Here is a 26,141-nt window from a genome sequence, read left to right as displayed (position 1 = left end):
GGAATAGCCGCTGCGAAGCGTTCGCAGCGGCTAAAAACACTGAAATATGCGAGATACTGATCGTTTTTTGGTCAGTTGCCGTTTTAAAAATCAGCAAGGGCTGAAGTCGACCGGAAATACAGGGCTACTTCAGAGCATCCTAAATGCCTCATTGCTGGGCGAAGCTTAACGCCCTATCGGGGTGTCCAGAATCATTGAGCCACAACAAGTTAGCAGGGCTGGGGCGTTGGCAGAGCGTGATGCCGCGCGAGTGCGTTAGCCGTAAAGTTTTAGCTCGCTAGCATGTCGTGGGTGGCAGTTAATCGCAGGTTAGGTGGGCTATGTTAATATTCCGTTTTTACTGAGTGTGGATGGAATTATGAGTGGAAAAGCTGCAAGCCAGGACTCGTCATCGAGCCTGAAAATCTACCTGCGCTTACTCTCTTATATTCGTCCTTACCTAGGTTTTTTTGCGCTGAGTATTCTAGGCTTTCTAATCTTTGCATCAACTCAGCCGATGCTTGGGTACATCCTCAAATATTTTGTCGACGGTCTTTCCAACCCTGATGCTACCTTGTTTCCAAGCGTACCTTATTTGCGGGATCTTCAATTGGTGCAGGCTGTACCGCTGCTGATTGTGCTGATCGCATTTTGGCAGGGAGTAGGCTCCTACCTGGGTAATTACTTCCTGGCCAAGGTGTCTTTGGGATTAGTCCATGATCTGCGTGTTGCATTGTTCAATAATTTGCTGACGCTGCCTAATCGCTATTTTGATAGCCATAACTCCGGTCACTTGATCTCGCGTATTACCTTCAACGTGACGATGGTCACTGGCGCTGCCACGGATGCAATCAAAGTTGTCATTCGGGAGGGCATGACAGTGATCTTCCTGTTTGCCACTTTATTGTGGATGAACTGGAAGTTGACATTGGTGATGGTTGCCATTCTTCCGGTTATCGGCTTAATGGTGACTAGCGCCAGCAAAAAGTTTCGCAAACAGAGTAAGAAAATTCAGGTAGCTATGGGGGATGTTACCCATGTGGCCTCGGAAACTATTCAAGGATATCGCGTGGTACGCAGTTTTGGTGGCGAAGCCTACGAGCAGGAGCGTTTTCTCGAGGCCAGTAGCGGTAACACGGAAAAACAACTACGCATGACCAAAACCTCGGCGGTTTATACGCCGATGTTGCAATTGGTGATCTATAGCGCCATGGCAGTGCTGATGTTCTTGGTTCTATTTATGCGTGGTGACGCTTCGGCAGGGGATCTGGTGGCCTACATCACTCTTGCCGGCCTGCTGCCTAAACCGATTCGCCAGCTGTCTGAGGTGAGTTCGACCGTCCAGAAAGGGTTGGCTGGCGCGGAAAGTATTTTCGAACAGCTAGATGAAACGCCCGAGGTGGATCTAGGAACTCAGGAGCGTGAGCGGGTTAGCGGGCGGTTGGAGGTGAGCAATCTGAGCTTTCAATACGATAGCAGCGAAAAGCCGGTACTAAGCGACATCAGTTTTGTTGCTGAACCAGGGCAAATGGTTGCTCTAGTAGGGCGCTCAGGTAGTGGCAAGTCGACCTTGGCTAATCTGATTCCGCGTTTTTATCACCATGGTCAGGGGCAGATTTTGCTCGATGGTCTGGATGTTGAAGACTACAAGCTGTTGAACCTGCGCCGTCATATCGCCCTAGTCACTCAGCACGTGACGCTGTTCAACGATACGGTGGCCAACAACATTGCCTATGGTGATTTGCAGGGCGCGCCGCTTGATGACGTGCGCCAAGCTGCGGAGGCAGCTTATGCTTCCGAGTTTATTGAGAGTATGCCGCAAGGTTACGGCACACTGGTCGGTGAAAATGGGGTTCTCTTGTCTGGTGGACAGCGGCAGCGATTGGCAATTGCTCGAGCGCTGCTGAAAAACTCCCCTTTATTGATTCTAGACGAGGCTACCTCTGCTTTAGATACTGAGTCGGAGCGACATATTCAGGCGGCGCTGGATGAAGTGATGAAGGGGCGCACTACCCTGGTGATCGCCCACCGTCTATCCACAATTGAGAAGGCAGACCTGATTCTTGTAATGGACCAGGGGCGCATCGTCGAGCGTGGTACGCATGTCGAACTTCTTGCGCAGAACGGTTACTACGCACGTCTGCATGAACGGGATTTTGTCGATGGCGATGGTGTTTTTTCGCTAGAGCGAAATACCTGATGTTCAACCATTTACGCGTCTGGCGTGAGCGTGGCTGGACGCCGATTGATGCCGCCACTTATGCCAAGGCCTGGCAACGTTTTGGTGGCAGTGTTGCTACTCATCCGCAGGTTGTTGAGCGCTTAGCAGGGCTTGCTGGTTTGCCGGTGCGTTACCTGGGTTGGTTCGAGCAGGGCGAATTGCGCGCGGCCTTGCCAGCATGGGGGCGGTATTTGGCGTTGGCTAAGGATGTGCTTAAACAGCAGGGCAAGCGTGGCCTGTTTGATTTAGGTAATGCCGAGATCATTTTGCCAATCGCTGCGACAACCCAAGTGCCGCTTAGGCATCGCGTGCGTTATCTGTCGCCGTTAAACGCCGAGCGCATCGTTACATTGCGCGAACAGCCAGAAGGCCTGGCCCTGGCCCGCGAGCCTGAGGAGTACAGCAAGAAATTCCGCTACAACCAGCGCCGCGAACAGCGCCTGCTAGAAGAGGCTGGCGGGGTTATTCGGCCGATGCTTGAGTTGAGCTCCGCTGAGCAGGCGTTGATCTACGCGGATCTGTTCCAGCGTCGTTGGGGGTTTGAGGCTACCGGCAAGGAGCATCTTGCTGAGGTCTTCGCCTTGCTGCGCGAGTTTATGACCGGCTCGCTGATCTATCTGAATGATCAGCCCGTGGCGATTCAAGTGCTCTACCGCGTCGAGGCACCGCAGTGGGTCAGTGTGGAATACATCAACGGTGGTGTTGACCCACAAAACCGCGAGTTCAGCCCTGGCAGCGTGCTTAGCTTTATTAATACCCAAACAGCCTGGACTGAAGCTCGGGCGTTGGGTAAACCGCTGCGCTATTCCTTTGGCCGAGCTGATCGCGAATACAAAGACCGTTGGTGCAACCGCGTGCCGGTCTATCAGGTTTGACTATGCCTCGACGTAAGCAGGCGCTTCTCAAACGCCATCGACGACAAAAACGTATCGCACTGCTGCTGGCTCTGGCTGCATTACTGCTGATGGGCGTTTTTGTCGCTTGGTGGTGGTTGCCCTTGCTCTTGCTGGTGGGCTGGGTTGCGCATGAGGCCTGGTTTGCCGATCACCTGTTCTACGCCCCTAACGATGATTACAACTATGTTTTTGCTCCTGATGTGCAGGCTTTAGCTGGGCGCATCGAGGCTGGACATCTGTTCGTCGATGGCGATATTGCTAGTGCCGACACCTTGCTGCTGCAAGTACAGCTCAAGGCCGGCTGGCTGGGGCGCTGGTTGGATCCTTATGTGCTGATTGGCGAGGATCGGCAGGATTTTGAGCGCGGCGTGAATGGTCGTCGCTACCTGAATCTGTCTGGGCAGGGCGCGCTGTTAGCCACTGGCAAGCTGGAGCTGCGTGGTCGTTTTTGCCGCATTGATCCGCAGATGACGCTATATGCCTTGCGTAATCCGGATTACGCCGAGCAGCGCCTGATGGTGATTGCGCCGCATGCCGACGACGCCGAACTGGCAGCGTTTGGTCTGTATAGCCGGACATGCGATGTCAGCATTGTGACTCTGACTCAGGGTGAGATTGAGGCTGAAGCCTATCAGGTGCTGGGTTTGAATCAGGCGACCGCCGCGCGGCTCAAAGGGCGCCTGCGTAGCTGGGACAGCCTGGCCGTGCCGCTGTGGGGCGGTGTGCCGCAAAGTCAGTGTTTGCAACTGGGCTATTACTGCCTGCAGCTCCCTGCGATGCAGACGCAGCCTGAGTTGGCCGTGGGCTCGCGTGAGTCGGCTGAGAGCGATACTCGCAGCGTGCGTGCTGCCAATGCAATCCCTCTGCCGGGTGATGTTGATGGCGTACCCAGCTGGCGTAATCTGCTCGCCGACTTGGTGGCAAGCCTTGAGCATTTTCAGCCTGAGATCGTAGTCACTCCGCATCCGCAGCTGGACCCGCATAGCGACCATGTCGCCAGCACCCAGGCACTTCTGGAGGCTATCGAGTTGAGCGCCTGGAAGCCGAAAACCCTCTTGCTGTACGCCAACCACTTGCATGACAACGACCGCTGGCCAATGGGCCCGGCAGGGTTCGGCATTGCCCTGCCGCCAGCCATTGAAGCGCTACCGGCTGATGGTTTGTGGAGCCCCACGTTGGATGCTGCGCAACAGCTGGATAAGGCCATGGCCTTGGCCATGCAGCATGACTTACAAGGCGCATTGCCGCTCAAGCGGCGCATTCGCCGATTGATCCAGCGCGTGCTGGCGGGCCGCCGTTGGCCGGCGACTGGGGAGGATGAGTTCTTTCGCAAAGCGGTGCGTCGACATGAATTGTTCTGGGTGCGTACGCTCGGCGACTAGCCGGAGTATTTACCTGCAAATGTTATGATCTGCGGCGATCTGCTTTAGCCGCTTCTGGAGTGTTTATGAAAGTATCCATGCCGCGTTTCGACCAAGCCGCTGTTCTGGTGGTGGGCGACGTCATGCTTGATCGTTATTGGCATGGTGGTACTTCGCGGATTTCGCCGGAAGCGCCGGTGCCGGTGGTCAAGGTCGAGCAGATCGAAGACCGTCCAGGCGGGGCCGCCAACGTGGCGTTGAACATCGCCGCCCTCGGTGCGCCTGCGGTATTGATCGGTGTAACCGGTCAGGATGAGGCCGCTGATAGCCTGAGCAACAGCCTGCAGGCGGTCGGGGTTAAAACCCTGTTTCAGTGCATCAAAGATCAGCCCACCATCGTCAAATTGCGTGTCATGAGCCGCCATCAGCAACTGCTGCGCATGGACTTCGAAGAGCAATTCCGTACCGACAGTGCGGCCTTGGCCGCCAGCGTCGAGTCGCAATTGGCTGGTATCAAAGTGCTGGTCTTGTCTGATTACGGCAAGGGTGCTCTGCAGAACCATCAAACCCTGGTGCAGTTGGCGCGTAGCAAAGGCATTGCTGTGCTGGCCGATCCCAAGGGCAAGGATTTTTCGATTTATCGCGGTGCCAGCCTGATTACGCCGAATCTGCACGAGTTCGAGATGATTGTCGGGCATTGTGCTGATGAGGCCGAGTTGGTGACTAAGGGCGCGGCTTTGATGGCGGAGCTGGAGTTGGGCGCGTTGCTGGTCACCCGTGGCGAGCACGGGATGACTCTGCTGCGGCCCGAGCATCCAGCGCTGCATCTGCCGGCGCGTGCCCGCGAAGTGTTTGATGTAACTGGTGCCGGCGATACGGTGATTTCCACTCTGGCTGCCAGCCTGGCTGCCGGCGAGGAGCTGCCGCAGGCTGTTGCCCTGGCCAACCTGGCGGCAGGCATCGTAGTGGGGAAGCTCGGCACGGCCGCCATCAGCGCGCCTGAACTGCGTCGCGCAATCCAGCGCGAGGCCGGTTCCGAGCGTGGCGTGCTGAGCCTTGATCAGTTGTTGCTGGCCATTGAAGATGCCCGCGCCCATGGCGAGACGATTGTCTTCACCAATGGTTGCTTTGACATCCTGCATGCCGGCCACGTGACCTATCTGGAACAGGCGCGCGCTCAGGGCAACCGTCTGGTGCTGGCGGTCAACGATGACGCATCGGTCAGTCGCTTGAAAGGCCCGGGGCGCCCGATCAATGCGGTGGATCGGCGCATGGCGGTGCTCGCCGGCTTGGGTGCCGTGGATTGGGTCGTAAGCTTCAGCGAAGACACCCCGGAAAACCTGCTGCGCGTGGTTAAGCCGGATGTGTTGGTCAAGGGCGGCGACTACGGCATCGAGCAGGTGGTCGGGGCCGATATCGTCACCGCTTATGGCGGCGAAGTTCGGGTGCTGGGGCTGGTGGAAAACAGCTCGACCACCGCCATCGTTGAGAAGATCCGCAGCAAATAAACCCCCAAGGCGACTGGCTGTTTTGCCAGTCGCTGGCGGCGGCGCGGTCATAGGCGCTTGGCGCGACCACGCGCATGATCATCGGCATCCCCCGTGTGGAGCGAGATGCCATGACTTCCGACGTACAGGGCCGTGCCCTGGCAGTGCTTAATCGAGTCGCCCAGGCTGACTGGCCAGACCGTTTTAAACTGCGTAAACCCTTCGAGAAATTTATCTACACCGGCAGCCGCGCGAGCTTTCGTGCCGCCGCGCAGCGTGCGGGCAAAGTCGCTAAATTGCCGCGCCCGGTCGATCCCGACGCTTTATTCGATCTGTCGCTGTCCGATGAGCAGCAGATGTTGGTGGAGATGCTCGAAGCCTTCGCCAGCGAAGTGCTGCGCCCGCTGGCCCATGACGCCGATGAGCAGGCGGCGCTGCCCGCCGCACTGCTCAACCAGGCTCATGAGTTGGGCTTGACCCACTACGCCGTGAGCGAGGCTCAGGGCGGTATGGCGGGGGAGCGTACAACGCTGAGCAATGCCCTGATCGCCGAAGCGTTGGGCAAGGGCGATCTGTCCTTGGCGGCGGCGTTGTTGGTGCCGTTGTCAGCGGCTAACTGTATTCGTCGCTGGGGCAATGCCGCGCAACAGGCGCGTTGGCTGCCGGCATTTGTCGATGCTGAGCCGGCACCGGTCATGGCCATCGCGGTCAATGAGCCGACGCCGCTGTTTGATCCGCAGAAACTCGCAACCCGGGCGCGCAAGCGCGGCAAGCACTACGTCCTCAGTGGTGAAAAGTGCCTGGTGCTACGCGGTATGGATGCCAGCCAGTTGATCATCGCAGCGCAGGCGGCAGATGGCCCGGCGCTGTTTATTGTCGAGGCCGGTGCCAAGGGCTTGCAGCGTAGCCCGCAACCGGCCATGGGCTTGAAAGCTGGCAGCACCGCACGCGTGCGTCTGAACAACGTCAAGGTGCCGCAAGAGGCGCGTCTCGCCGCTACGGATTTCAACTACCAGAGCTTTCTTGACTATGCCGGGCTGGCTTGGTGCGCGCTGGCCGTTGGCACGGCACAGGCGGCGTTGGATTATGTGGTGCCGTATTGCAATGAGCGGGTGGCCTTTGGCGAGCCGATCAGCCATCGCCAAGGCGTGGCTTTTATGGTCGCGGACATCGCCGTGGAGATCGATGCCATGCGCTTGATGGTTTGGCGCGCCTGCGCCCGCGCCGAGCAAGGTTTGTCGTTCCGCCGTGAAGCCTATCTGGCACGTCTGCTGTGCAGTGAAAAGGCCATGAAGATCGGCACCGACGCTGTACAACTGCTCGGCGGTCACGGCTTTACCAAAGAACATCCAGCCGAGCGCTGGTATCGCGATTTGCGTGCGCTGGCAATTATGGCCGGCGGCCTACAGCTCTAAGGGGCGCATCATTATGAATCTGGAAACGCCCAAGAAATTTCGTGGCCTGGTCAATCAGGCCCACCAAGTAGCCGAGAATTACTTTCGCCCAATTTCGCGCAAGTACGACAAAGCTGAGCACGCCTATCCCAAGGAGCTGGACCTACTCGCGGCGCTGCTTGATGGCATGAATGCCGGCTCGCCGGATGCCATTGGTGCCACCTCGGCGAGCAAGCGTGGCGCGGCCCGTGAGCAGCAGGAGGGCATCAAGAACGGCGGCAATATGTCCGCTTTGCTCGGGGTGATGGAGCTGTGCTGGGGCGATGTTGGCCTGCTCTTGGCCATGCCGCGCCAAGGCCTGGGTAACGCGGCGATTGCCGCTGTGGCCAATGACGAACAGTTGGCGCGCTTCGCTGGCACCTGGGCGGCCATGGCGATTACCGAACCGGGTTGTGGCTCTGACTCGGCGGCGATTCGCACCACGGCGATCAGGGATGGCGATCACTACGTGCTCAATGGCGAGAAAATCTATGTCACCTCCGGCGAGCGTGCCGACTCGGTGGTGGTCTGGGCCACCTTGGACAAAAGCCTGGGGCGTGCGGCGATTAAGTCTTTTGTGGTCGAGCACGGTACGCCCGGTATGGCGGTGACGCGGCTGGAGAAGAAGCTTGGCATCAAAGCCTCGGATACTGCAGCGATCAGCTTTAGCGACTGCCGGGTGCCGGTGGCCAACCTGCTGGGTAATCCCGAGATCGATGTGCAGAAGGGCTTTGCCGGGGTGATGGAAACCTTCGACAACACCCGGCCGCTGGTGGCAGGTATGGCGGTCGGCGTAGCCAAGGCCTCGCTGGATCGTACCCGCGAGCTGCTAAAGAAGGTTTGCAAGCTGGACTACCGCACGCCGCTGCTCAGCGTTAGCCACGCCGAGGCCACCCTGTATCGCCTGGAAGCTGAATGGGAAGCCGCCCGCCTGCTGACCCTGAAAGCCGCGTGGATGGCCGACAACAAGCTACCCAACTCCAAGGAAGCGTCAATCGCCAAGGCCAAAGCCGGGCGTGTGGCCAACGAGGTGACGCTCAAGTGTGTCGAGTTGGCCGGGGCGTTGGGTTATGGCGAGGATGAGCTGCTGGAGAAATGGGCGCGCGACTCGAAGATTCTCGACATCTTCGAAGGCACTCAGCAGATCCAGCTACTGATCGTCGCGCGGCGCTTGCTGGGCAAGAGTTCCAGCGAATTGAAGTAGTGGCTTTGCACCGGGTGAGGGCTGCTCATCCGGTGTGCCTTTGAAGCAATCTCTTTTTGCCCTGCTTAGGTGGGGCTTTTTTGTGCCTGCGCAGTGCTGCTCTGCAGTGCCAGCCAATCCTTCCAGCGGATACGCTCGTCGCTTACCAACCAACCGTCCTGGGGGGCAAAGCTTTCCGCCAGCCATAGGCCGCGCGTGCTGGCCGGCAGCAGTTGGCCTTGTTTCAGGGTCAGCAGCTCGGTGGTCGGGCGGCCCTGCGCCAGCGGGATAAGAAACAGGTCGGGCCGAGTGCGGTTGAGGCGCGCGATCAGTTGGCCGTTCTCCAGGTGTTCATCGACATGCAGCAGGCTGAGCTGCTGCGTGTCCTTGGGCAGGTCCAGGCGTAAGTCATAGACCAGTTGCAGCGAGGCAGTCGGCAGGTGCACATAAGCACGCGGGCGTTCGAGTAGCTTGAGGCTACCGCATTGCACCGGGCGCGCCGCACCCGATAGCGAGCTGAGGCTGAAATGCGTGCTTTCCCGGTAGTGCAGGCTCTTTTGGTAAGGCGTCGGCAGCCAGGTGTCGCCAAAGCGTCCGCCCAGCCAGCCTTCGGGGGTTTCCAGCAGGCACTCTTCGGCTACTTCCTGAATTGCGGTGAGCAAGGGCAGGTTGAGTTCATGGGCCGGTACGTAGCCTGAGATCAGCTTGAGCACCACATCGCCGCGATCCGCGCGGCGCTGGCGCACCAGCACCCAGTATTCGCGGCCCTGCCAATTGAGGGTCAAGCGCACCGAAACCCCCAGATTGGCCAGCTCTACGGCAAAACGTTGGCTGTCCGGCACACTCACCGGCTTACGTTTCTCCAGCATCTGGGTGAAGTTCAGCGGCATGCCTGTGCCTTGATACGTCAGCCCTTCCGGGCTGGCGTCGACAAACAGCTGCAGGGTCTTGAAGCTGCTGGGGTCTTTACGGATCAGGGTGCGCGGCATTGCAACTCCTCGCGAGCATGAGTAAGGCCTGAGAGCTTGGCATAGTGGGTTGCGCGTAAACGCTTAGACAATACCCTTAATTACTGCGGCTGCACTGGCTACGTTATGTGCCAGATGTTGCGGGTTGATGGTGCCGATGATGGCGCTGGTGGCCGCCGGGTGGCGGAAGATTAGCTCGAAGCTGGCGCGTACTGGGTCTTCATTTGCCATGCAGGCGTGTCCGCTGGCCAGGGCCTTTTTGATCAAAATGCCTTTGCCGTGCAGGGCTGCGTAGTCGAGTACGGCCTGCTCGCTTTGTTCATTGAGGTTGTAGGTGACCATCGCGCAGTCGCCTGTCTGCAGTGCCAGCAGGCCGCCTTCGACGGTTTTTCCGGAGAGGCCGAAGCCGCGAATCTTGCCCTCGCGCTTGAGCTCAGCCAGCGTTTCGTAAACGCCGCTATCACGCAGATTCGCCACATCGTTACCGTCTGAGTGGACCAATACCAGGTCGATAAAATCGGTTTCCAGGCGTTTGAGGCTGCGCTCCACGGAGAAGCGTGTGTGTGCGGGGCTGAAGTCGAAGCGCGACTGGCCGTCTTCGTATTCCTCGCCCACTTTGCTGACAATCACCCACTGCTGGCGCTGGCCACGCAGTAACGGGCCGAGGCGGGTTTCGCTGCTGCCGTAGGCCGGTGCGGTGTCGATCAGATTGATGCCCAGATCATGAGCCTGGGCCAGCAGTTCGCGGACGACGGCGTCATCGGGAATGGTGAAGCCGTTGGGATACTTCACCCCCTGATCACGGCCCAGCTTAACCGTGCCCAGCCCCAGCGGCGAAACCAGCAGTCCGGTTGCGCCCAGCGGGCGATGCAGGTTGTGCAGGCTGTGCAATGGCTGCATCAGAACAACTCCTCCCAGGCGGGCGCGGCAACGGCGGGGCGCGGTAACGACGGCAGTGGTGCTTGCTGGGTGGGTTGGATACCGTCACGGCTGAGGACTGCCAGTACGCGATCAGCAAAGTCTGGTGCCAAAGCCAGCTTGGTCGGCCAGCCCACCAACAGGTTGCCTTGCTCATGCAAGAAGGCGTTGTCCGGGCGTACCAGGCCGGACTGCGCCGGCTCGGCGCGCTCCACCCGCAGCGTGGCCCATTGCGCTGCGGAGAGGTCAACCCATGGCAGCAAGTCGCTGAGTTCTTTCTGCGCCGCTTTGATCTGGCTGGCTTCATCGCGTGCGACGCCATCGGCTTCGGCTAGGTCGCCGCCCAAGTACCAGACCCACTGGCCGTCGGCCGCCGGGTGTGTGGTAACAGTCACGCGAGGCTTGGGACCGCTGCCCAGGCAGTGGGCATACAGCGGCTTCAGGGTTGGCCCCTTGACCAGCACCATATGCAGCGGGCGCAGTTGTTGTGCGGGTTGCTTGATGCTTAGGGCGCTCAGCAACTCGGCATTACCACGGCCGGCGCTAAGAATGATGCGCTGCGCACGAATCTCGCGACCATCGACTACCAGGCCAGCCAGCGCGCCATTTTCTCGCAGCGGTTCGATGCGTTCGGCAGCCAGCAGGCCATCACCGGCCAGCTCGCTGAGGCGGCTGATCAGGCTCGGCACATCCAGTACCAGCTCGGCCAGGCGGTAGACCTTGCCCTTGAATTTCGGGTGTTGCAGGGCCGGTGGCAGTTGCTCGCCTTTGACCTGGTCAACCCGGCCACGTACCGCCTTGCTGGCAAAGAAACTGGTGATATTGCCGGCCAAGCTGCCGGGCGACCATAAGTAGTGGGCATCGGACAACAAACGCACACCAGTAAGGTCCAGCTCGCCGTTGCCATCCAGAGCTTCACGCCAGCGCCGTGGCATATCGGCGATGGCTTCGGATGCGCCAGTCAGCGCGCCGTGCAGGGCGTATTTGGCCCCGCCATGGATGATGCCCTGAGATTTCACGCTCTGTCCGCCGCCGAGGCTGGCGTTCTCCACCAGAACGGTGGCAAAGCCCTGGCGGCGCAGGCGCGCATTCAGCCAAAGACCAGCGATACCGCCGCCGACGATCAAAACATCAGTGCTTAATGCCTGGGACATGCATGCGTCTCACCGGGAAAACAGGCGCGCAGTATAACCCGCTTGCGCTAGTACCTTACCTTGGAGCTTGTTCAACGCCTCGCGAGCTAGAGCCATGCAAGGCAAAAACAGGCGAGAAATGCAGTGAAACGAAGTAACAGCCGTAGGCTGGCCCGAAGGGTGAGCGCAGCGAATCAAGCGGAGTTTACTGGTGTAAATGAGCATTACTCGTTTCACTCGCCCTTCGGGTCGCGCTGAAGCGCGTTAGCCACAAGCGGCTTGCCGAGCCTGTTTTTAACGCTGTAGGGCCGACGCGCAGCAGGCGTTGGGCAGGTTCTCAATGCCCGACACTTTGCGAGAAAAGCTGAATCACCACCACCCCTGCGACGATCAGCCCCATGCCGAGCATGGCTGGCAGGTCCAGGCGCTGCTGGTAGAGAAACACCGCCGCAATGCTCACCAGCACAATGCCCAGGCCGGCCCATACCGCATACGCGACGCCAACTGGGATGGTCTTCACCACCAGGCTGAGCATCCAGAACGATATGCCGTAACCGATCACAACCAGTAACAGCGGCAGAGGTTTGTTGAAACCATCCAAGGCCTTCATCGAGGTGGTGGCGATAACTTCAGCCGTGATGGCAATAGCGAGGTAGAGATAGCCGCCCATGGGTCTGGCCTCCGTAGTGGTCTGGCGGCCATTCTAGTGTGTGGATGGATGGGATAAAGTCATTACCTATCTAGTATGGAGATGGGTAATGCAGTGGAACTTGGAGCAGATTCGCCTGTTTGTCAGTGTGGCTGAGGGGCAGTCGTTCTCTGCTGTCGGGCGGCAGATGCAGCGTGCGCAATCGGCGGTGAGTAATGCGATTGCACAACTGGAGGATGATCTCGGGGTGCGCCTGTTCGAGCGCAGCAGCGGCCGCCAGCCGCGCCTGACCGATGCCGGCTCGGCCTTGCTGGAAGAGGCGCGAGAGGTGTTGCGCCAATGCCAGCGTCTTGAGGGGCGGGCGCTTGGCCTCGTGCGTGGTGAGGAAGTGTGCCTGCGCTTGGCTCAGGATGAGGCAATGCCCTATCAGCCGGTACTCGACAGCCTTGAGGCGCTGGCCCAGCAATTCCCGCTGCTGGAGGTACAACTGGCCAGTGGCGCTCAGGGCGATGTGGCACGCAAGCTATTGGAACATCGTGCTGACCTCGGCCTGCTGTTTCACCATGAGCAGATGCCCGATGCATTAGAACGTCAGCGCCTGGGCACCATCGAGATGGTTACGGTGTGTGGCGCTGGGCATGCATTGGCTGGTTTCGCGCATGTTGATCGGCGTGAGCTGGCACGCCATCGACAGCTGTTGATGGCTCCACAGGACAGTCATTACCCCGGCGGTGAGCAGCTTAGCCCCTCGGTTTGGCGTGCCGACAGCTTCTACGCCATGGCTGAACTGCTGATGCGCAATTTGGGCTGGGCCTGGCTGCCGCGCCATGTCGTACAGTACCCAACCTATCAAGGCCAACTGGTTGAGTTGAGCAGTGACTGGACCCCACCGCCATTGGTGGTTGAGCTGGTTTGTCGGCGTGATGAGGCGCTCGGGCCGGCGGCGTTGTGGTTGGCTGAGTGCTTCGCCGAGCATTTGCAGGCGATTGGTTGAGGCGCGCGTGACTCGACGATGTTGGCCAAAGTGCATAAGCTGCGCGCCATGAATAGAAGCCTCTATACCCTATTGTTTCATCTCGGCTTGCCGCTGGTGGCCGGGCGGCTGGCCTGGCGTGCCTGGCAGGCGCCGGCCTATGCCAAACGCATCGGCGAGCGCTTTGCCCTAGGCCTGCCGCCGCTGAAGCCCGGTGGTATCTGGCTGCATGCCGTGTCGGTGGGTGAAAGCATCGCTGCCGCGCCACTGGTGCGCGAGTTGCTGCAGCGCTACCCGGATATGCCAATCACCATGACCTGCATGACGCCGACCGGCTCAGAGCGCATTCAGGCCATGTTCGGCACTGCCGAATACGCCGGGCGTGTGCAACATTGCTACCTGCCATATGACCTGCCTTGGGCGGCGGCGCGCTTTCTCGCTCGCGCGCAGCCCAAGCTCGCGGTGATTATGGAAACCGAGTTGTGGCCCAACCATATTCACCAATGCGCCAAGCGCGGCATCCCGGTGACGGTGGCCAATGCGCGATTGTCCGAGCGCTCGGCGCGTGGTTATGCGCGCTTTGCCAAACTCACCGCGCCGATGCTCGCCGAGTTGGATCTGATTGCTGTGCAGACGGCAGTAGAAGCCGAACGCTTCAAAAGCCTTGGTGCACGGGAGGCGTGCGTAGAGGTGACTGGTTCGATCAAGTTCGATCTAACGATTGATCCTGATTTGCTCAAACGCGCCGCTGCCTTGCGTGAGCAGTGGCACGCCGGGTCGCGTCCGGTATGGATTGCTGCAAGCACCCACGCCGGTGAGGATGAAATTGTCCTGGCGGCCCATCGTCAGTTGCTCAAGCAAACCCCCAATGCCTTGCTGATTCTGGTGCCGCGTCACCCTGAGCGTTTCAGTGCGGTGTTCGAGTTGTGTCTGCGACAAGGCTTCAGCACGCGGCGACGCTCTACCGCTGAGCCGCTGCAGGCCGCTGATCAGGTGCTGCTTGGCGACACCATGGGTGAGCTGCTGTTTCTCTATGCCCTTGCCGATATCGCCTTTGTCGGCGGCAGCTTGGTGGCCAATGGCGGGCATAACCTGCTGGAACCTGCCGCCCTAGGCAAACCGGTGCTGAGCGGCCCGCACCTGTTCAATTTTCTGGAGATTGCCGCGCAGTTGCGCAGTGCCGGTGCACTGAGCGAAGTGGTGGATGCCGACGCGCTGGCGCAGCGCGTGGCGCAATTATGGCGTGAGCCTGAAGCGGTGCGGGCGATGCGTGATGCCGGGTTGGCGGTGATGCAGGCTAATCAAGGTGCGCTGGAACGATTGCTGGCAGGGTTGGGGCGATTGCTCGGCAAGTAGTTTGTACTGAATAGTCGCGTCAAATAAAAAGCCCCGCTGGCAAAACCAGCGGGGCTTTTCGTTTTACTCAACTCAGTACTGCGTGTTGTTGCGCAACTGAACTTCGGCTGCTTTGGCCAGGTCTGGCGGGAGGAAGTCTTTATCCGGGTTGTAGTCGGACTTCAGATAACGCTCCAGGGCATTTAGGTCATCGGGGCTAAGGGTGCCAGCCGCTTGCTTCAAACGCAGATTGTTGAGGATGTAGTCGTAGCGTGCGTTGTTGTAGTTGCGCACCGAGCTGTAGAGCTGACGCTGAGCATCGAGTACGTCAACGATGTTGCGGGTGCCGACTTGGTAGCCGATTTCGGTGGCTTCCAGGGCGCTCTGGTTGGAGATGATCGACTGCTTGCGTGCTTGCACCGTTTCCACGTCGGTGTTCACCGCGCGGTGCAGGTTGCGGGTGTTTTGTACCACTTGGCGGCGCAGGCTTTCACGCTGCTGTTCGGTCTGGTTGAGGCGCTGATACGACTCGCGTACCTGGGAGCTGGTTAGACCGCCGCTGTATAGCGGGATGTTCAGCTGCAGACCGATTGAGCGCTGCTCCACGTCGCCGCTGAAGCGGTTGATACTGGCCGCGCTGTTGCTAAAGCCGAGGCTGTCGTTGTCACCTTTCTGGTAGCTGGCTACGGCATCCAGAGTAGGTGCGTGGCCAGCTTTACGCTGGCGCAGGGTTTCTTCAGCGGCTTCAACGGCATAGTTGCTGGCTTGCAGATTGAGGTTCTGCGCCGCCGCGGTGTCGACCCAGGCCTTGGCGTCATTCGGTGTTGGCGCAAGGATCGGCAGGCTGTGCTCGATACCTTCCAGGGAGTTGAAGTCGCGATTGGTCAGGGTGATCAGCGCCTGGAAGGCGTCTTCAACTTCGCGCTGGGCGATGATGCGGTTGGCGCGGGCGGTGTCGAAACCCGCCTGAGCTTCCAGTACATCGGTTTTATCCGACAGGCCAACATCGAAGCGCTCGTTGGCTTGATCCAGCTGACGCTTGAATGCCGCTTCTTCGGCTTTGGTCGAGGCCAGGTTGTCTTGCGCGCGCAGCACCGCGAAGTAAGTCTCGGCGCTTTGCAGAATCAGGTTTTGCTCAGTGGCCGACAATTCCAGCGCCGCTTGCTCGTTGCTCGCCTCTGCTGCTTGCAGCTGGAACCAGCGGTCAGCGCGGAACAGCGGCTGGCTGAGGTTGGCTTGGTAAACCATGCCGCTGCGTGAGCTGGTGTTAGCGGGCGAGTCGATTTGGGTGCGGGTGTCGCTCAGGTTAGCCCCGGCCGAGAGGTTCGGCAGCAGGCCGGCGCGGGCTTGGGGCACCACTTCACTGCGTGCTTGATAGTCGGCGCGGGCGGCGGCGAGGTCGGCGTTGTTCGCTGCAGCTTCCTGGTAGACCGTGACAAGGTTGGTTTTGGTGGACAGCGGGGCTTGTTCGGCCCAGGCCATTCCGGTGGACGCGGCGGCCACGGCGAGAGCCAGAGAGAGTCTGCGCAACATGAGGTGATCCTGGATTTGGCGGTAATCGGCAAGGCTAAGGGGCCGTGCCTGGGGGGTCAAGCGCCGTTATGGCAGGCGTAGTGTAGTTTGCAACAAGCTATGTTGCTTGGTTGCAACAATCATGCGGATAAGGCTCTTGGGCCATGATCCGATGCGTGGGTTGTGATTATTTGGCGCTTAGGTTGGTTTTACTGGGCTGGGTTGATTAGACTGGCCGCGTTCTTGTCGGGGTGCCCTAATTGAGGGGCTGAGATTGGCTACTGCCGGATCCCGTTGAACCTGATCAGGTTAAGGCCTGCGTAGGGAACAAGATGTGCTCGCCTATTCTCTGGCAAGCCTCTGCGCCGCTCCAGGTGCGCCTCTCGCCGCCCATCCGTCCAGGTTCGCTCCGACATATAGCCCTGGAGAGCCGCCGATGAGCACACAACAACAAAGTCTGAATCCGCTGCTGAGCGAGTCCGCTCAGGTTGACCTGCAGTCGATCCAACCCTTCCCGCGTTCGCAGAAAATCTATGTGCAGGGATCGCGCCCGGACATTCAGGTGCCGATGCGGGAAATCAGCCTGGATATCACGCCGACTGCATTCTCTGAAACAAAGAGCGGTGGCGAGGTCAACGCTCCCGTGATGGTCTACGACACCTCCGGTCCCTACACCGATCCGAACGTGGTGATCGACGTGCGCAAAGGTTTGGCTGATGTGCGTTCGCCGTGGATTGAGGCGCGTGGCGACACTGAGCGGTTGCCAGGTCTGAGCTCCAACTTCGGCCAGCAGCGCCTCGCTGATGCCGAGTTGACCAAGCTGCGTTTTGCCCACGTGAATAACCCGCGCCGCGCCAAGGCAGGGGCTAACGTCAGCCAGATGCATTACGCCCGGCAAGGCATCATTACCGCCGAGATGGAATACGTCGCCATCCGCGAGAACATGAAGCTGGAAGTGGCACGCGCCGCTGGCCTGCTCGATCAGCAACACGCCGGCCACAGCTTCGGTGCCAGCGTGCCGAAAGTCATCACCCCGGAATTCGTGCGTGACGAGATCGCTCGTGGTCGCGCGATCATCCCGGCCAACATCAACCACACTGAACTGGAACCGATGATCATCGGCCGTAACTTCCTAGTGAAGATCAACGGCAATATCGGCAACTCGGCACTGGGTTCTTCGATTGAAGAAGAAGTAGCCAAGCTGACCTGGGGTATTCGCTGGGGTTCGGACACGGTTATGGATCTGTCGACCGGCAAGCACATTCACGAAACCCGCGAGTGGATCATCCGTAACTCGCCGGTGCCAATCGGTACGGTGCCTATCTATCAGGCGCTGGAGAAGGTTGGCGGCGCGGCTGAAGAACTGACCTGGGAGTTGTTCCGCGACACCCTGATTGAGCAGGCCGAGCAGGGTGTGGACTACTTCACCATCCACGCCGGGGTGTTGCTGCGCTATGTGCCGATGACCGCCAAGCGGGTTACCGGCATCGTCTCCCGTGGTGGTTCTATCATGGCCAAGTGGTGCCTGGCGCACCATAAAGAGAACTTCCTTTACACCCACTTTGAAGACATCTGCGAAATCATGAAGGCCTACGACGTCAGCTTCTCGCTGGGCGATGGCCTGCGTCCGGGCTCGATTGCCGACGCCAACGATGAAGCGCAGTTTGGCGAGCTGGAAACCCTCGGTGAGTTGACCAAGATCGCCTGGAAACACGACGTGCAGTGCATGATCGAAGGTCCCGGCCACGTGCCGATGCAGTTGATCAAAGAGAACATGGACAAGCAGTTGGAGTGCTGCGATGAGGCACCGTTCTACACCCTCGGCCCGCTGACCACTGACATCGCGCCGGGCTACGACCACATCACTTCGGGCATTGGTGCGGCGATGATCGGCTGGTTCGGTTGCGCCATGCTGTGCTACGTGACTCCCAAGGAACACCTAGGCCTGCCGAACAAGGATGATGTGAAGACCGGCATCATCACCTACAAGATCGCCGCCCACGCAGCCGACCTCGCCAAAGGCCATCCGGGCGCGCAGATCCGCGACAACGCCCTGTCCAAGGCGCGTTTCGAATTCCGTTGGGAAGACCAGTTCAACCTCGGCCTTGACCCCGATACCGCCCGTTCGTATCACGATGAAACCCTGCCGAAGGACTCGGCGAAGGTCGCGCACTTCTGCTCGATGTGCGGGCCGAAATTCTGCTCGATGAAGATCACCCAGGAAGTGCGCGTCTACGCCGAAGAGCAGCGCATCGCCGCGTTGGAGCTGGATGAGGCAGAGCAGGGCATGCAGGCCAAGGCTGCCGAGTTTAAGTCGCAAGGCAGCGAGCTGTACCACAAGGTCTAACAACGCTGGTTTGATCGAAACACCACTCAGGGTTTGCGCCTTGGGTGGTTTTTAACTTTCTGAGGTGGCTTTTATCGTGATAACGACTAACACCTACTCGCCGCACCAGAGCGTGGGCAGTGATCAGCGCGTGCTAGGCGCGCGGGACATGTTCTCGCTGTGGTTCTCCCTGGGCATTGGCTTGATGGTCTTGCAACTTGGGGCTTTGCTGGCACCGGGGCTGGGCATGAGCGGCGCACTACTGGCGATTATTTGCGGTACGGTCGTCGGCGTACTGTTGCTTGGCGCTGTTGCCGTCATCGGCAGCGACACCGGGCGCTCCAGCATGGCGGCTTTGAAGCTTAGCCTGGGTAGTAAGGGCGCGTTGCTGCCGGCTCTGCTCAATGTGCTGCAGCTGGTCGGCTGGGGCGCATTCGAGATCATCGTGATGCGCGATGCCGCCGGCGTTTTGGCTGAGCGTGCATTCGGTACAGGCACTGGCTGGAATAATCCGTTGCTGTGGACATTGTTCTTTGGTGCGCTTGCGACCCTGCTGGCGGTCACCGGGCCGCTGACCTTTGTACGCAAAATATTGCGTAAGTGGGGTATCTGGTTACTGCTCGGTGCCTGCCTGTGGCTGAGCTGGAACCTGTTTGACAAGGCCGATCTGGCCAGCATCTGGGCGCGTGGCGGCGATGGCTCGATGCCATTTGCCCTGGGCTTTGACATTGCGATTGCCATGCCGCTGTCCTGGCTGCCGCTGATTGCCGACTACTCGCGCTTCGGCAAAAGCGCGGTGCGGGTGTTTGGTGGTACGGCGTTGGGCTTCTTCCTCGGCAATGTCTGGCTGATGAGCCTGGGTGTGGCCTACACCTTGGCCTTTGCTAGCGGTGCTGAGGCCAACGCCTTGCTGCTGGCGCTGGCCGGTGCTGGCTTGGGCATCCCGCTGCTGCTAATTTTGCTCGACGAGTCGGAAAACGCCTTCGCTGATATCCATTCTGCTGCGGTGTCTGCCGGTATCGTGCTGCCGCTACGGGTTGAAGTATTGGCTCTGGCGATTGGCGTGTTGTGCACCCTGATTGCCTGGCTGGCACCGCTGGCTGAGTATGAGAATTTCTTGTTGTTGATCGGGTCAGTGTTTGCGCCGCTGTTTGGCGTAGTGTTGGTTGATCACTTTATTCTGCGCCGTCGCCGCGCTGAACTTGCTCCTGTTTGTGCCTGGCGTGGCGACACCTTGCTGGCATGGGGCAGTGGCGCGGCGATGTATCACCTGCTCAGCCATTACTCGCCGGAAATCGGTGCCACCCTGCCGGCGTTTTTGTTGGCAGCAGGGCTACAGTTACTGTTGGGTGGGCTGAGCCGCAAACGCCTGGCGGCGATCAGCTGAGCGTTAGGCTTTTGCTGTGGCCGCCGTGTGGCAGCGCTGCGCCGCTGTTTGCTTGGTAGAGGTAATTGCGGCTTGCCAGGCACCTTGAAACAGCGTGTAAGCTGTGCTGAATACGCGGACGGGCAATGCCGTCGACGGTCGCGTCAGTCACGTTTTTGGAGTGTGCGATGAATGCTCAAGATGATGTGCAAGTGATCGAGCGCGAGGCCTGCTTCAGCGGCTTCTATAAGCTTGATCGCCTGCGTTTGCGCCATCGTCAGTTTGCTGGCGGTATGGGGCCTGAGCTGAGCCGCGAGTTGTTCGTGCGGCACGACGCCGTGTGTGTGCTGCCCTACGATCCGCAGCGCGATTGCGTGGTGTTGATTGAGCAGTTTCGCATCGGTGCGCTGGAGAAAAGTGCCAATCCCTGGCTGCTGGAGCTGGTGGCCGGTTTGATCGACAAGGATGAGCAACCGGAAGAAGTGGCCCGCCGTGAGGCGCTGGAGGAAGCCAATCTATCGCTGACTTCATTATGGCCGGTCACCCAGTACTACCCATCGCCCGGTGGTTCAGACGAGCGCGTGCATTTATATGTCGGGCGTTGTGACAGTGAGGGCGCTGGCGGTGTGTATGGCCTGGCGGAGGAGGGTGAGGACATTCGTGTGCATGTCTGGCCTCTGCAAGATGCCCTGAATGCCGTCAAGGACGGGCGCATCGACAATGCGGCAAGCATCATGGCGCTGCAGTGGCTGGCGCTGAATCGCGCCGAAGTGCGGGGGCTGTGGTTGTGAATCTGTTGCGCGAGCGTTATCGGGTCGATCTAGTCGAGCTGCAAGCTGCTTGCGAGGCCAACTATGCGCGCCTGATGCAATTGTTGCCGACGATGCGCGAGAGCGGCACGGACACGTATCAGCAGGCGCGTCGGGTAGCGTTGAGCCAAGGCGAGCAGCAGCTCGGTGTATTGGCGTTGGAGGTGCTGGAGACCTGCCCTTACACCTCGACTATCGAAGTGCGGCAGGAGCACAGCCTGCACTGGTTGCCGGTGCCGCAAATGGAAGTGCGCGTATACCACGATGCGCGCATGGCGGAGGTCATTGGCGCGCAGCGTGCGCGGCGCTTTCGTGGCAGCTATCCCTACCCCAATGAGGCCATGCACCAGCCGGACGAAAAGACCCAGCTCAACCTGTTTCTTGGTGAGTGGTTGAGTCATTGCTTGGCCTGCGGTCACGAGCCCGCGCCGGTTCGCTAAGTGCCGGCAGTGACCTCGCGCTGACGCGCTAACCTAAGATTCTGCCTCTGGTTTTATCGCGTCGCGTGAGTGAAATGGGCGCCAGTCTTAGGGTTGGTGTTGGTTTTACTGCCAGTGTTCTGTGACCTATTCCCCTTTCGCGGGTTTACCGTTAACTGGGCTGCCAGCATAATCCAAGCATTCTGCTCAAGGAGACGGTCTTGCCGGGCTTGCCGACTAAAACCACTGCTGTTGATCGTTCGGTACTGCTGGTGCAGTTATCCGACAGTCATCTGTTTGCCGATGCAGCAGGCAAGCTATTGGGTATGGACACCCAAGACAGTTTGCAGCAGGTGATTGAACGTGTGCTGCAGGAGCAGGCGCAGATCGATTTAGTGCTGGCCAGTGGTGACCTCTCACAGGACGGCAGTGCCGAGTCTTACCGGCGTTTTCGTGACACGACTGCTGTTATCCCGGCGCCCGCTCGCTGGTTTCCCGGTAACCATGATGAAGTGCCCGCTATGCAGGCTGCCTGTGTAGGCAGTGACTTGCTGGAGCCCGTGATTGATCTCGGCAACTGGCGTGTGATCCTGCTTGACTCCTCTATTCCTGGCGCCGTGCCCGGTTATCTCAGTGATCAGCAGTTGGCGCTATTGGAGCGCGCACTGAGTGAAGCGCCCGAACGCCATCATTTGATCTGTTTGCATCATCATCCAGTGTCCATCGGTTGTAAGTGGATGGAGCCCATCGGCTTGCGCAACCCCGAGGCCTTATTTGCTGTGCTGGAGCGCTTCAGTCAAGTGCGGGCGGTGCTCTGGGGGCATATTCATCAGGAGCTTGATCAGCAGCGCGGCCCGATCCGTCTGCTGGCATCGCCGTCAACCTGTGTGCAGTTCGCCCCGGGTAGCGAAGAGTTTCAGGTCGATAAAACTGCTCCCGGCTATCGCTGGCTGCGCCTGTTCGATGATGGCCACCTGGAAACAGGGGTGTCGCGTGTGACGGGTATCAAGTTCGACATTGATTACACCATCAAAGGCTATTGAGGCACTGTGCAGCGCTGTGGCTAACCGGTTGCAGCCGGCTGCCGCAACCGGTTAGCCTCCCGCCCCATGACCCAATCCATTCTCTATATCCACGGGCTTAACAGCTCTCCGGTATCGCTCAAGGCCAGCCAGTTGCGGCGCGCCATGGCGCAACTCGGCCTTGCCGAACAGTTACGGGTGCCGGCTCTGCACCATCATCCGCGTCAGGCGATTGGCCAACTTGAGGCGTTGATTGCCGAGCTTGGTCGCCCCGTACTGGTTGGCAGCTCGTTGGGCGGCTACTATGCGACCCATTTAGCCGAGCGTCATGGGCTGCCGGCACTATTGATTAACCCCGCCGTGCGCCCGCATCTGCGCTTTGACGGTTACCTGGGGCCGCAAAAGAACTATTACAGCGACGAAACCTGGGAGTTGACGGCCGACCATGTGACGGCCCTGGCCGAGCTGGATGTACTGTCTCTGCAGGACCCCGCGCGTTATCAGGTGTGGTTGCAGACTGCCGACGAAACCCTCGATTACCGCGATGCGGCGCATTATTACCGTCAGGCCGCCCTGCGTATTCAGGCCGGCGGTGATCACGGCTTTCAAGGCTTTGTCGAGCGCTTGCCGATGCTTTTTGCTTTCGCCGGTATTCCGCGCCACCTGTGGCAGGATATCGACTTTTCCGCTCTCAATTGACGAACAAGAGACCCCATGGCCCAGCAAGGTTCTAGCTCTTACAACGCCGATGCCATTGAAGTCCTCTCTGGCCTCGACCCGGTGCGCAAACGCCCGGGTATGTACACCGATACTAGCCGGCCCAATCACCTGGCTCAGGAAGTGATCGACAACAGTGTCGACGAAGCACTGGCTGGTCACGCCAAATCGATCCAGGTGATCCTGCACGAAGATAACTCCCTGGAAGTGCTCGATGACGGTCGTGGCATGCCGGTGGATATCCACCCGGAAGAGGGTGTGCCAGGCGTTGAGCTGATCCTTACCAAGCTGCATGCCGGCGGCAAGTTCAGCAACAAGAACTACCAGTTCTCTGGCGGTTTGCACGGTGTGGGTATTTCGGTAGTCAACGCGTTGTCGACCAGTGTGATTGTCACCGTCAAACGTGACGGTAACGAGTACCAGATGAGTTTTGCCGACGGCTATAAGTCCAGCGACTTGGCTGTGGTTGGTACGGTGGGCAAGCGCAATACCGGTACCAGCGTGCATTTTTGGCCGGACGCCAAGTATTTCGACGCCTTCAAATTCTCGGTCAGCCGGCTCAAGCACGTGCTCAAGGCCAAAGCGGTGCTGTGCCCGGGGCTGTCTGTCAGCTTTGAAGACAAAGCCAGCGGTGAGAAAGTCGAGTGGATGTATGAAGACGGCCTGCGTTCCTACCTGGTCGATGCCGTCAGCGAGTTTGAGCGGCTACCTAATGAGCCGTTCTGCGGCAGCCTGGCAGGCAACAAGGAGGCTGTAGATTGGGCCTTGCTGTGGCTGCCGGAAGGCGGCGATACGGTGCAGGAAAGTTACGTCAACCTGATTCCCACCGCGCAGGGCGGCACTCACGTCAATGGTCTGCGGCAGGGCTTGCTGGATGCCATGCGTGAGTTCTGCGAGTTCCGCAGCCTGCTGCCGCGTGGCGTCAAGCTGGCACCGGAAGATATCTGGGAGCGCATCGCGTTCGTCTTATCGATGAAGATGCAGGATGCGCAGTTTTCCGGGCAGACCAAGGAGCGCCTGTCCTCCCGTGAGGCTGCTGCATTTGTCTCCGGTGTGGTCAAAGATGCCTTCAGTCTGTGGCTTAACGCGCATCCTGAGCTGGGCCAGCAGTTGGCTGAGCTGGCGATCAGTAACGCTAATCGTCGTCTCAAAGCCGGTAAAAAGGTAGAGCGCAAGCGTATCACCCAAGGTCCGGCACTGCCGGGCAAGCTGGCCGATTGCGCGGGCCAAGACCCGATGCGTTCCGAGTTGTTTCTGGTGGAGGGTGACTCCGCTGGTGGCTCGGCCAAGCAGGCTCGGGACAAAGAATTCCAGGCGATCCTGCCGCTGCGCGGCAAAATCCTCAACACCTGGGAAGTCGATGGCAGCGAAGTGTTGGCCAGCCAAGAGGTGCACAACATCGCCGTGGCCATTGGCGTTGACCCAGGTTCTGCGGACCTTAGCGAACTGCGTTACGGCAAGGTGTGCATCCTGGCCGACGCTGACTCCGATGGCTTGCACATCGCCACATTGATTTGCGCGTTGTTCGTGCGTCACTTCCGTCCGTTGGTCGATGCCGGCCATGTCTATGTGGCGATGCCGCCGCTGTATCGCATTGACCTGGCTAAAGAGATTTTTTACGCCCTGGACGAGGCGGAGCGCGATGGCATTCTTGAACGCCTGGTGGCCGAGAAGCGTCGCGGCAAGCCGCAGGTCACACGCTTTAAAGGTCTGGGTGAGATGAACCCACCGCAACTGCGTGAAACCACCATGGACCCGAACACGCGGCGGCTGGTGCAGCTGACCCTGGAAGACTACCCGGGCACGCAGGAAATCATGGATATGTTGCTGGCGAAGAAGCGTGCCGGTGACCGTAAAACCTGGCTGGAGTCGAAAGGAAACCTGGCCGAGGTGCTGCTCTGATGCAGCGGCTATTGGCCGCCTGCTTGCTGTGTTGCTCGTCTGTGTTGGCTGCCGCGCCTCTAGAAGAACTGAAGCTGCTCAATGAACACGCGGTTGAAGGGATGAGTGGCGGCAATTTGTCTGGTCTGGCGTGGTGCGATGGCGCGCTGTGGGCGGTTTCTGATCGCGATGATCAGCAACTCTACCGCCTAGAGACGGACGATCTGCAGTGGCAAGCCACCGCTGAGGCTTTTGTTGCACCGCCTGCGCCGGATATGCGCTTGCCCTGGGGCTTGCGCATGCGCAGTTGGGTCGCGGGCCTGGTGCGCGGCGGTGAGCTGGATTTCGAAGGGATAAGCTGCGACGCCGTCGGTAATCGTTATCTGGTCAGTGAGGGGCGGGCTGCTGTGTTGCAGTTGCCTGTTGTCGGGGAGCCAAACTGGCTGCAGTTGCCTCAGAGTTTGCTGCGTCAGGCACGTGCCAGTGGCATGTTGCTGCATTTCAACTCGCTGTTTGAGGGTATTGCGGTCGATCCGGCTGGTGAGCGCCTGTACCTGGCGGCTGAGCGCATGCGCCGTGGCCTGCTGGTGGCACATAAGCAGCGAGCGGTCTGGCGCTGTACGGGCGGCTGTGTGTTGTTTAGTGAGGCCGGATCGGAGTCTGGACCTGAAGCGTTGGGTGGTAGAGAGCAGCCGCGGGACTTCTCAGGCTTGGCTTTCCACAACGAAAAACTCTTCACCCTTGAGCGCCAGGCCTATCGCATTTGCCGGCGCGATCTCAGCAGTGGCCAGGTCGAGCAATGTTGGTCATTTGCCGCCGAGGCACTTACGCCTGAGCGCCGTTATCCGCCGGATTACGGTATGGCTGAGGCTCTGTGGGTGGATCAGGACGGCGCCTGGATTGGCGTCGATAACGGCAGCTATAGCCGCGCTGATGGTGAGTCACGGCCGATTGTCTGGCGTTTTGCCGCACCTGAGGGCGGTTGGGACGGTCAGCCTTGAGTGCTCAGCCAGCGGGAAAACGTGCCGGGCGGGTGATGCTAGTACTGGCCTGGGGCGCGGCATTGCTGTTGGCGACCAAGTTCTTTGGTGATTGGGAGGATGCCCAGCGCAACCCCAATCGTGCGCCCGAGTCGCTGCATGGCAGTGGCTATGTGGAGGTGCACCTGGCGAGCAGTCGTCAAGGTCACTACATGGCCGGCGGTAAAATTAATGGCGAGGAGGTGACCTTCTTGCTCGACACCGGTGCCACTCAGGTCGCGGTGCCGATCGAGGTGGCGCAGCGCCTGGGGTTGCAGACCGGCGCGGCGATCACTATCAATACCGCCAATGGTCGTGCCACGGCGCACCGTACCCGCCTGCAGCGTTTGCAACTGGGCGATATCGTCCTGACTGATGTAGAGGCTTTGATTGCCCCCGGTATGGGCGGCGATGAGGTATTGCTGGGCATGAGCGCCCTGAAACAACTCGAATTTACCCAGCGCGGTGGCACCTTGATGCTGCGCCAGACAACTTCGCAACAACCCCTTTCGCAACAATCCACTTTGCAATGAG

The 26,141-nt window shown here is 59.5% G+C and carries 22 protein-coding genes and 1 riboswitch; of the genes, 17 read left to right on the top strand and 5 right to left on the bottom strand.

Annotation, left to right across the window (positions count from 1 at the left end; translation table 11 throughout):
- Positions 1-358: 358 nt before the first annotated feature.
- From msbA to VCA57_RS13950, 6 genes are all read left to right on the top strand, one after another.
- Positions 359-2,179, top strand: coding sequence for a lipid A export permease/ATP-binding protein MsbA (msbA, locus tag VCA57_RS13975; protein ID WP_411185647.1), 1,821 nt, complete (start codon positions 359-361; stop codon positions 2,177-2,179).
- Entirely contained in the window at positions 2,179-3,075 is an 897-nt protein-coding gene (locus tag VCA57_RS13970; RefSeq protein WP_411185646.1) for a GNAT family N-acetyltransferase, read from the top strand. The genes msbA and VCA57_RS13970 overlap by 1 nt, the downstream gene beginning before the upstream one ends.
- 2 nt (positions 3,076-3,077) lie before the next feature.
- Positions 3,078-4,478: a PIG-L deacetylase family protein gene (locus tag VCA57_RS13965; protein WP_411185645.1), complete on the top strand. Its 1,401-nt coding sequence runs from the start codon at positions 3,078-3,080 to the stop codon at positions 4,476-4,478.
- A gap of 65 nt (positions 4,479-4,543) precedes the next feature.
- Complete coding sequence (gene hldE, locus VCA57_RS13960; RefSeq protein WP_411185644.1) at positions 4,544-5,965, top strand: bifunctional D-glycero-beta-D-manno-heptose-7-phosphate kinase/D-glycero-beta-D-manno-heptose 1-phosphate adenylyltransferase HldE; 1,422 nt, start codon at positions 4,544-4,546, stop codon at positions 5,963-5,965.
- Positions 5,966-6,075: 110 nt separating this feature from the next.
- Positions 6,076-7,359: an acyl-CoA dehydrogenase family protein gene (locus VCA57_RS13955; RefSeq protein ID WP_411185643.1), complete on the top strand. Its 1,284-nt coding sequence runs from the start codon at positions 6,076-6,078 to the stop codon at positions 7,357-7,359.
- 13 nt (positions 7,360-7,372) lie between these two features.
- Positions 7,373-8,581 (top strand): acyl-CoA dehydrogenase family protein, encoded by a 1,209-nt coding sequence (locus VCA57_RS13950; protein ID WP_411185642.1) that lies wholly within the window; start codon positions 7,373-7,375, stop codon positions 8,579-8,581.
- Positions 8,582-8,646: 65 nt separating this feature from the next.
- Here the strand turns inward: VCA57_RS13950 and VCA57_RS13945 are convergent, their stop codons facing one another.
- The 4 genes from VCA57_RS13945 to VCA57_RS13930 all read right to left on the bottom strand — a co-directional run bounded on the left by VCA57_RS13945 (position 8,647) and on the right by VCA57_RS13930 (position 12,249).
- Complete coding sequence (locus tag VCA57_RS13945; protein ID WP_411185641.1) at positions 8,647-9,549, bottom strand: metal ABC transporter ATPase; 903 nt, start codon at positions 9,547-9,549, stop codon at positions 8,647-8,649.
- A 63-nt stretch (positions 9,550-9,612) separates the two neighbouring features.
- Positions 9,613-10,428 (bottom strand): aldo/keto reductase, encoded by an 816-nt coding sequence (locus VCA57_RS13940; protein WP_411185640.1) that lies wholly within the window; start codon positions 10,426-10,428, stop codon positions 9,613-9,615.
- Entirely contained in the window at positions 10,428-11,600 is a 1,173-nt protein-coding gene (locus tag VCA57_RS13935) for an NAD(P)/FAD-dependent oxidoreductase (RefSeq protein ID WP_411185639.1), read from the bottom strand. The genes VCA57_RS13940 and VCA57_RS13935 overlap by 1 nt, the downstream gene beginning before the upstream one ends.
- A 316-nt stretch (positions 11,601-11,916) precedes the next feature.
- A complete protein-coding gene (locus VCA57_RS13930; RefSeq protein ID WP_411185638.1) occupies positions 11,917-12,249 on the bottom strand; it encodes a DMT family transporter in 333 nt (110 codons plus the stop codon).
- An 88-nt stretch (positions 12,250-12,337) separates the two neighbouring features.
- Here VCA57_RS13930 and VCA57_RS13925 point away from each other — a divergent pair, with 88 nt between their 5' ends.
- Together VCA57_RS13925 and waaA are read left to right on the top strand one after the other, a co-directional pair.
- The gene (locus VCA57_RS13925) at positions 12,338-13,222 is read left to right on the top strand and encodes a LysR family transcriptional regulator (protein WP_411185637.1); all 885 of its coding nucleotides are present in this window, start codon (positions 12,338-12,340) and stop codon (positions 13,220-13,222) included.
- A gap of 48 nt (positions 13,223-13,270) precedes the next feature.
- The gene (gene waaA / locus VCA57_RS13920) at positions 13,271-14,557 is read left to right on the top strand and encodes a lipid IV(A) 3-deoxy-D-manno-octulosonic acid transferase (protein WP_411185636.1); all 1,287 of its coding nucleotides are present in this window, start codon (positions 13,271-13,273) and stop codon (positions 14,555-14,557) included.
- 72 nt (positions 14,558-14,629) lie between these two features.
- On the opposite strand, the gene VCA57_RS13915 is transcribed toward waaA, so the two are convergent.
- Entirely contained in the window at positions 14,630-16,069 is a 1,440-nt protein-coding gene (locus VCA57_RS13915) for a TolC family outer membrane protein (protein ID WP_411185635.1), read from the bottom strand.
- A gap of 216 nt (positions 16,070-16,285) precedes the next feature.
- Positions 16,286-16,392, top strand: a riboswitch (TPP riboswitch).
- 92 nt (positions 16,393-16,484) lie between these two features.
- Here VCA57_RS13915 and thiC point away from each other — a divergent pair.
- From thiC to VCA57_RS13870, 9 genes are all read left to right on the top strand, one after another.
- Positions 16,485-18,395 (top strand): phosphomethylpyrimidine synthase ThiC, encoded by a 1,911-nt coding sequence (gene thiC, locus VCA57_RS13910; RefSeq protein WP_411185634.1) that lies wholly within the window; start codon positions 16,485-16,487, stop codon positions 18,393-18,395.
- A 76-nt stretch (positions 18,396-18,471) separates the two neighbouring features.
- Entirely contained in the window at positions 18,472-19,761 is a 1,290-nt protein-coding gene (gene cytX / locus VCA57_RS13905; RefSeq protein ID WP_411185633.1) for a putative hydroxymethylpyrimidine transporter CytX, read from the top strand.
- Positions 19,762-19,928: 167 nt separating this feature from the next.
- On the top strand, positions 19,929-20,531 hold the full coding sequence (locus tag VCA57_RS13900; protein ID WP_411185632.1) for an NUDIX domain-containing protein: 603 nt from the start codon (positions 19,929-19,931) through the stop codon (positions 20,529-20,531).
- A complete protein-coding gene (locus VCA57_RS13895) occupies positions 20,522-20,989 on the top strand; it encodes a DUF1249 domain-containing protein (protein ID WP_411185631.1) in 468 nt (155 codons plus the stop codon). Before VCA57_RS13900 ends, VCA57_RS13895 begins: the two co-directional genes overlap by 10 nt.
- Positions 20,990-21,189: 200 nt before the next feature.
- Entirely contained in the window at positions 21,190-22,011 is an 822-nt protein-coding gene (gene cpdA, locus VCA57_RS13890) for a 3',5'-cyclic-AMP phosphodiesterase (RefSeq protein ID WP_411185630.1), read from the top strand.
- 66 nt (positions 22,012-22,077) lie between these two features.
- Positions 22,078-22,689 (top strand): YqiA/YcfP family alpha/beta fold hydrolase, encoded by a 612-nt coding sequence (locus tag VCA57_RS13885; protein WP_411185629.1) that lies wholly within the window; start codon positions 22,078-22,080, stop codon positions 22,687-22,689.
- 15 nt (positions 22,690-22,704) lie between these two features.
- Complete coding sequence (parE, locus tag VCA57_RS13880) at positions 22,705-24,609, top strand: DNA topoisomerase IV subunit B (RefSeq protein WP_411185628.1); 1,905 nt, start codon at positions 22,705-22,707, stop codon at positions 24,607-24,609.
- Positions 24,609-25,589 (top strand): esterase-like activity of phytase family protein, encoded by a 981-nt coding sequence (locus VCA57_RS13875; RefSeq protein WP_411185627.1) that lies wholly within the window; start codon positions 24,609-24,611, stop codon positions 25,587-25,589. The genes parE and VCA57_RS13875 overlap by 1 nt, the downstream gene beginning before the upstream one ends.
- Positions 25,586-26,140 carry a TIGR02281 family clan AA aspartic protease gene (locus VCA57_RS13870; protein WP_411185626.1) on the top strand — a complete coding sequence of 185 codons (555 nt, stop codon included), beginning with the start codon at positions 25,586-25,588 and terminating at the stop codon, positions 26,138-26,140. The genes VCA57_RS13875 and VCA57_RS13870 overlap by 4 nt, the downstream gene beginning before the upstream one ends.
- Position 26,141 lies beyond the last annotated feature (1 nt).

It is taken from the genome of Pseudomonas sp. (assembly GCF_046581935.1).
GTDB lineage: Bacteria > Pseudomonadota > Gammaproteobacteria > Pseudomonadales > Pseudomonadaceae > Aquipseudomonas.
The sequence above is the reverse complement of the archived record's forward strand: the minus strand, read 5'-3'. Positions and strand labels throughout refer to the sequence as shown.

Excerpts from the sequence above, each read along its gene's own strand:
- VCA57_RS13900 (WP_411185632.1), top strand. The coding sequence starts at position 19,929 with ATGAATGCTCAAGATGATGTGCAAGTGATCGAGCGCGAGGCCTGCTTC.
- parE (WP_411185628.1), top strand. The coding sequence starts at position 22,705 with ATGGCCCAGCAAGGTTCTAGCTCTTACAACGCCGATGCCATTGAAGTC.
- hldE (WP_411185644.1), top strand. The coding sequence starts at position 4,544 with ATGAAAGTATCCATGCCGCGTTTCGACCAAGCCGCTGTTCTGGTGGTG.
- thiC (WP_411185634.1), top strand. The coding sequence starts at position 16,485 with ATGAGCACACAACAACAAAGTCTGAATCCGCTGCTGAGCGAGTCCGCT.
- VCA57_RS13875 (WP_411185627.1), top strand. The coding sequence starts at position 24,609 with ATGCAGCGGCTATTGGCCGCCTGCTTGCTGTGTTGCTCGTCTGTGTTG.
- VCA57_RS13930 (WP_411185638.1), bottom strand. The coding sequence starts at position 12,249 with ATGGGCGGCTATCTCTACCTCGCTATTGCCATCACGGCTGAAGTTATC.
- VCA57_RS13970 (WP_411185646.1), top strand. The coding sequence starts at position 2,179 with ATGTTCAACCATTTACGCGTCTGGCGTGAGCGTGGCTGGACGCCGATT.
- VCA57_RS13945 (WP_411185641.1), bottom strand. The coding sequence starts at position 9,549 with ATGCCGCGCACCCTGATCCGTAAAGACCCCAGCAGCTTCAAGACCCTG.
- VCA57_RS13915 (WP_411185635.1), bottom strand. The coding sequence starts at position 16,069 with ATGTTGCGCAGACTCTCTCTGGCTCTCGCCGTGGCCGCCGCGTCCACC.
- VCA57_RS13925 (WP_411185637.1), top strand. The coding sequence starts at position 12,338 with ATGCAGTGGAACTTGGAGCAGATTCGCCTGTTTGTCAGTGTGGCTGAG.
- VCA57_RS13940 (WP_411185640.1), bottom strand. The coding sequence starts at position 10,428 with ATGCAGCCATTGCACAGCCTGCACAACCTGCATCGCCCGCTGGGCGCA.
- VCA57_RS13935 (WP_411185639.1), bottom strand. The coding sequence starts at position 11,600 with ATGTCCCAGGCATTAAGCACTGATGTTTTGATCGTCGGCGGCGGTATC.
- waaA (WP_411185636.1), top strand. The coding sequence starts at position 13,271 with ATGAATAGAAGCCTCTATACCCTATTGTTTCATCTCGGCTTGCCGCTG.
- VCA57_RS13955 (WP_411185643.1), top strand. The coding sequence starts at position 6,076 with ATGACTTCCGACGTACAGGGCCGTGCCCTGGCAGTGCTTAATCGAGTC.
- VCA57_RS13885 (WP_411185629.1), top strand. The coding sequence starts at position 22,078 with ATGACCCAATCCATTCTCTATATCCACGGGCTTAACAGCTCTCCGGTA.
- msbA (WP_411185647.1), top strand. The coding sequence starts at position 359 with ATGAGTGGAAAAGCTGCAAGCCAGGACTCGTCATCGAGCCTGAAAATC.
- VCA57_RS13950 (WP_411185642.1), top strand. The coding sequence starts at position 7,373 with ATGAATCTGGAAACGCCCAAGAAATTTCGTGGCCTGGTCAATCAGGCC.
- VCA57_RS13965 (WP_411185645.1), top strand. The coding sequence starts at position 3,078 with ATGCCTCGACGTAAGCAGGCGCTTCTCAAACGCCATCGACGACAAAAA.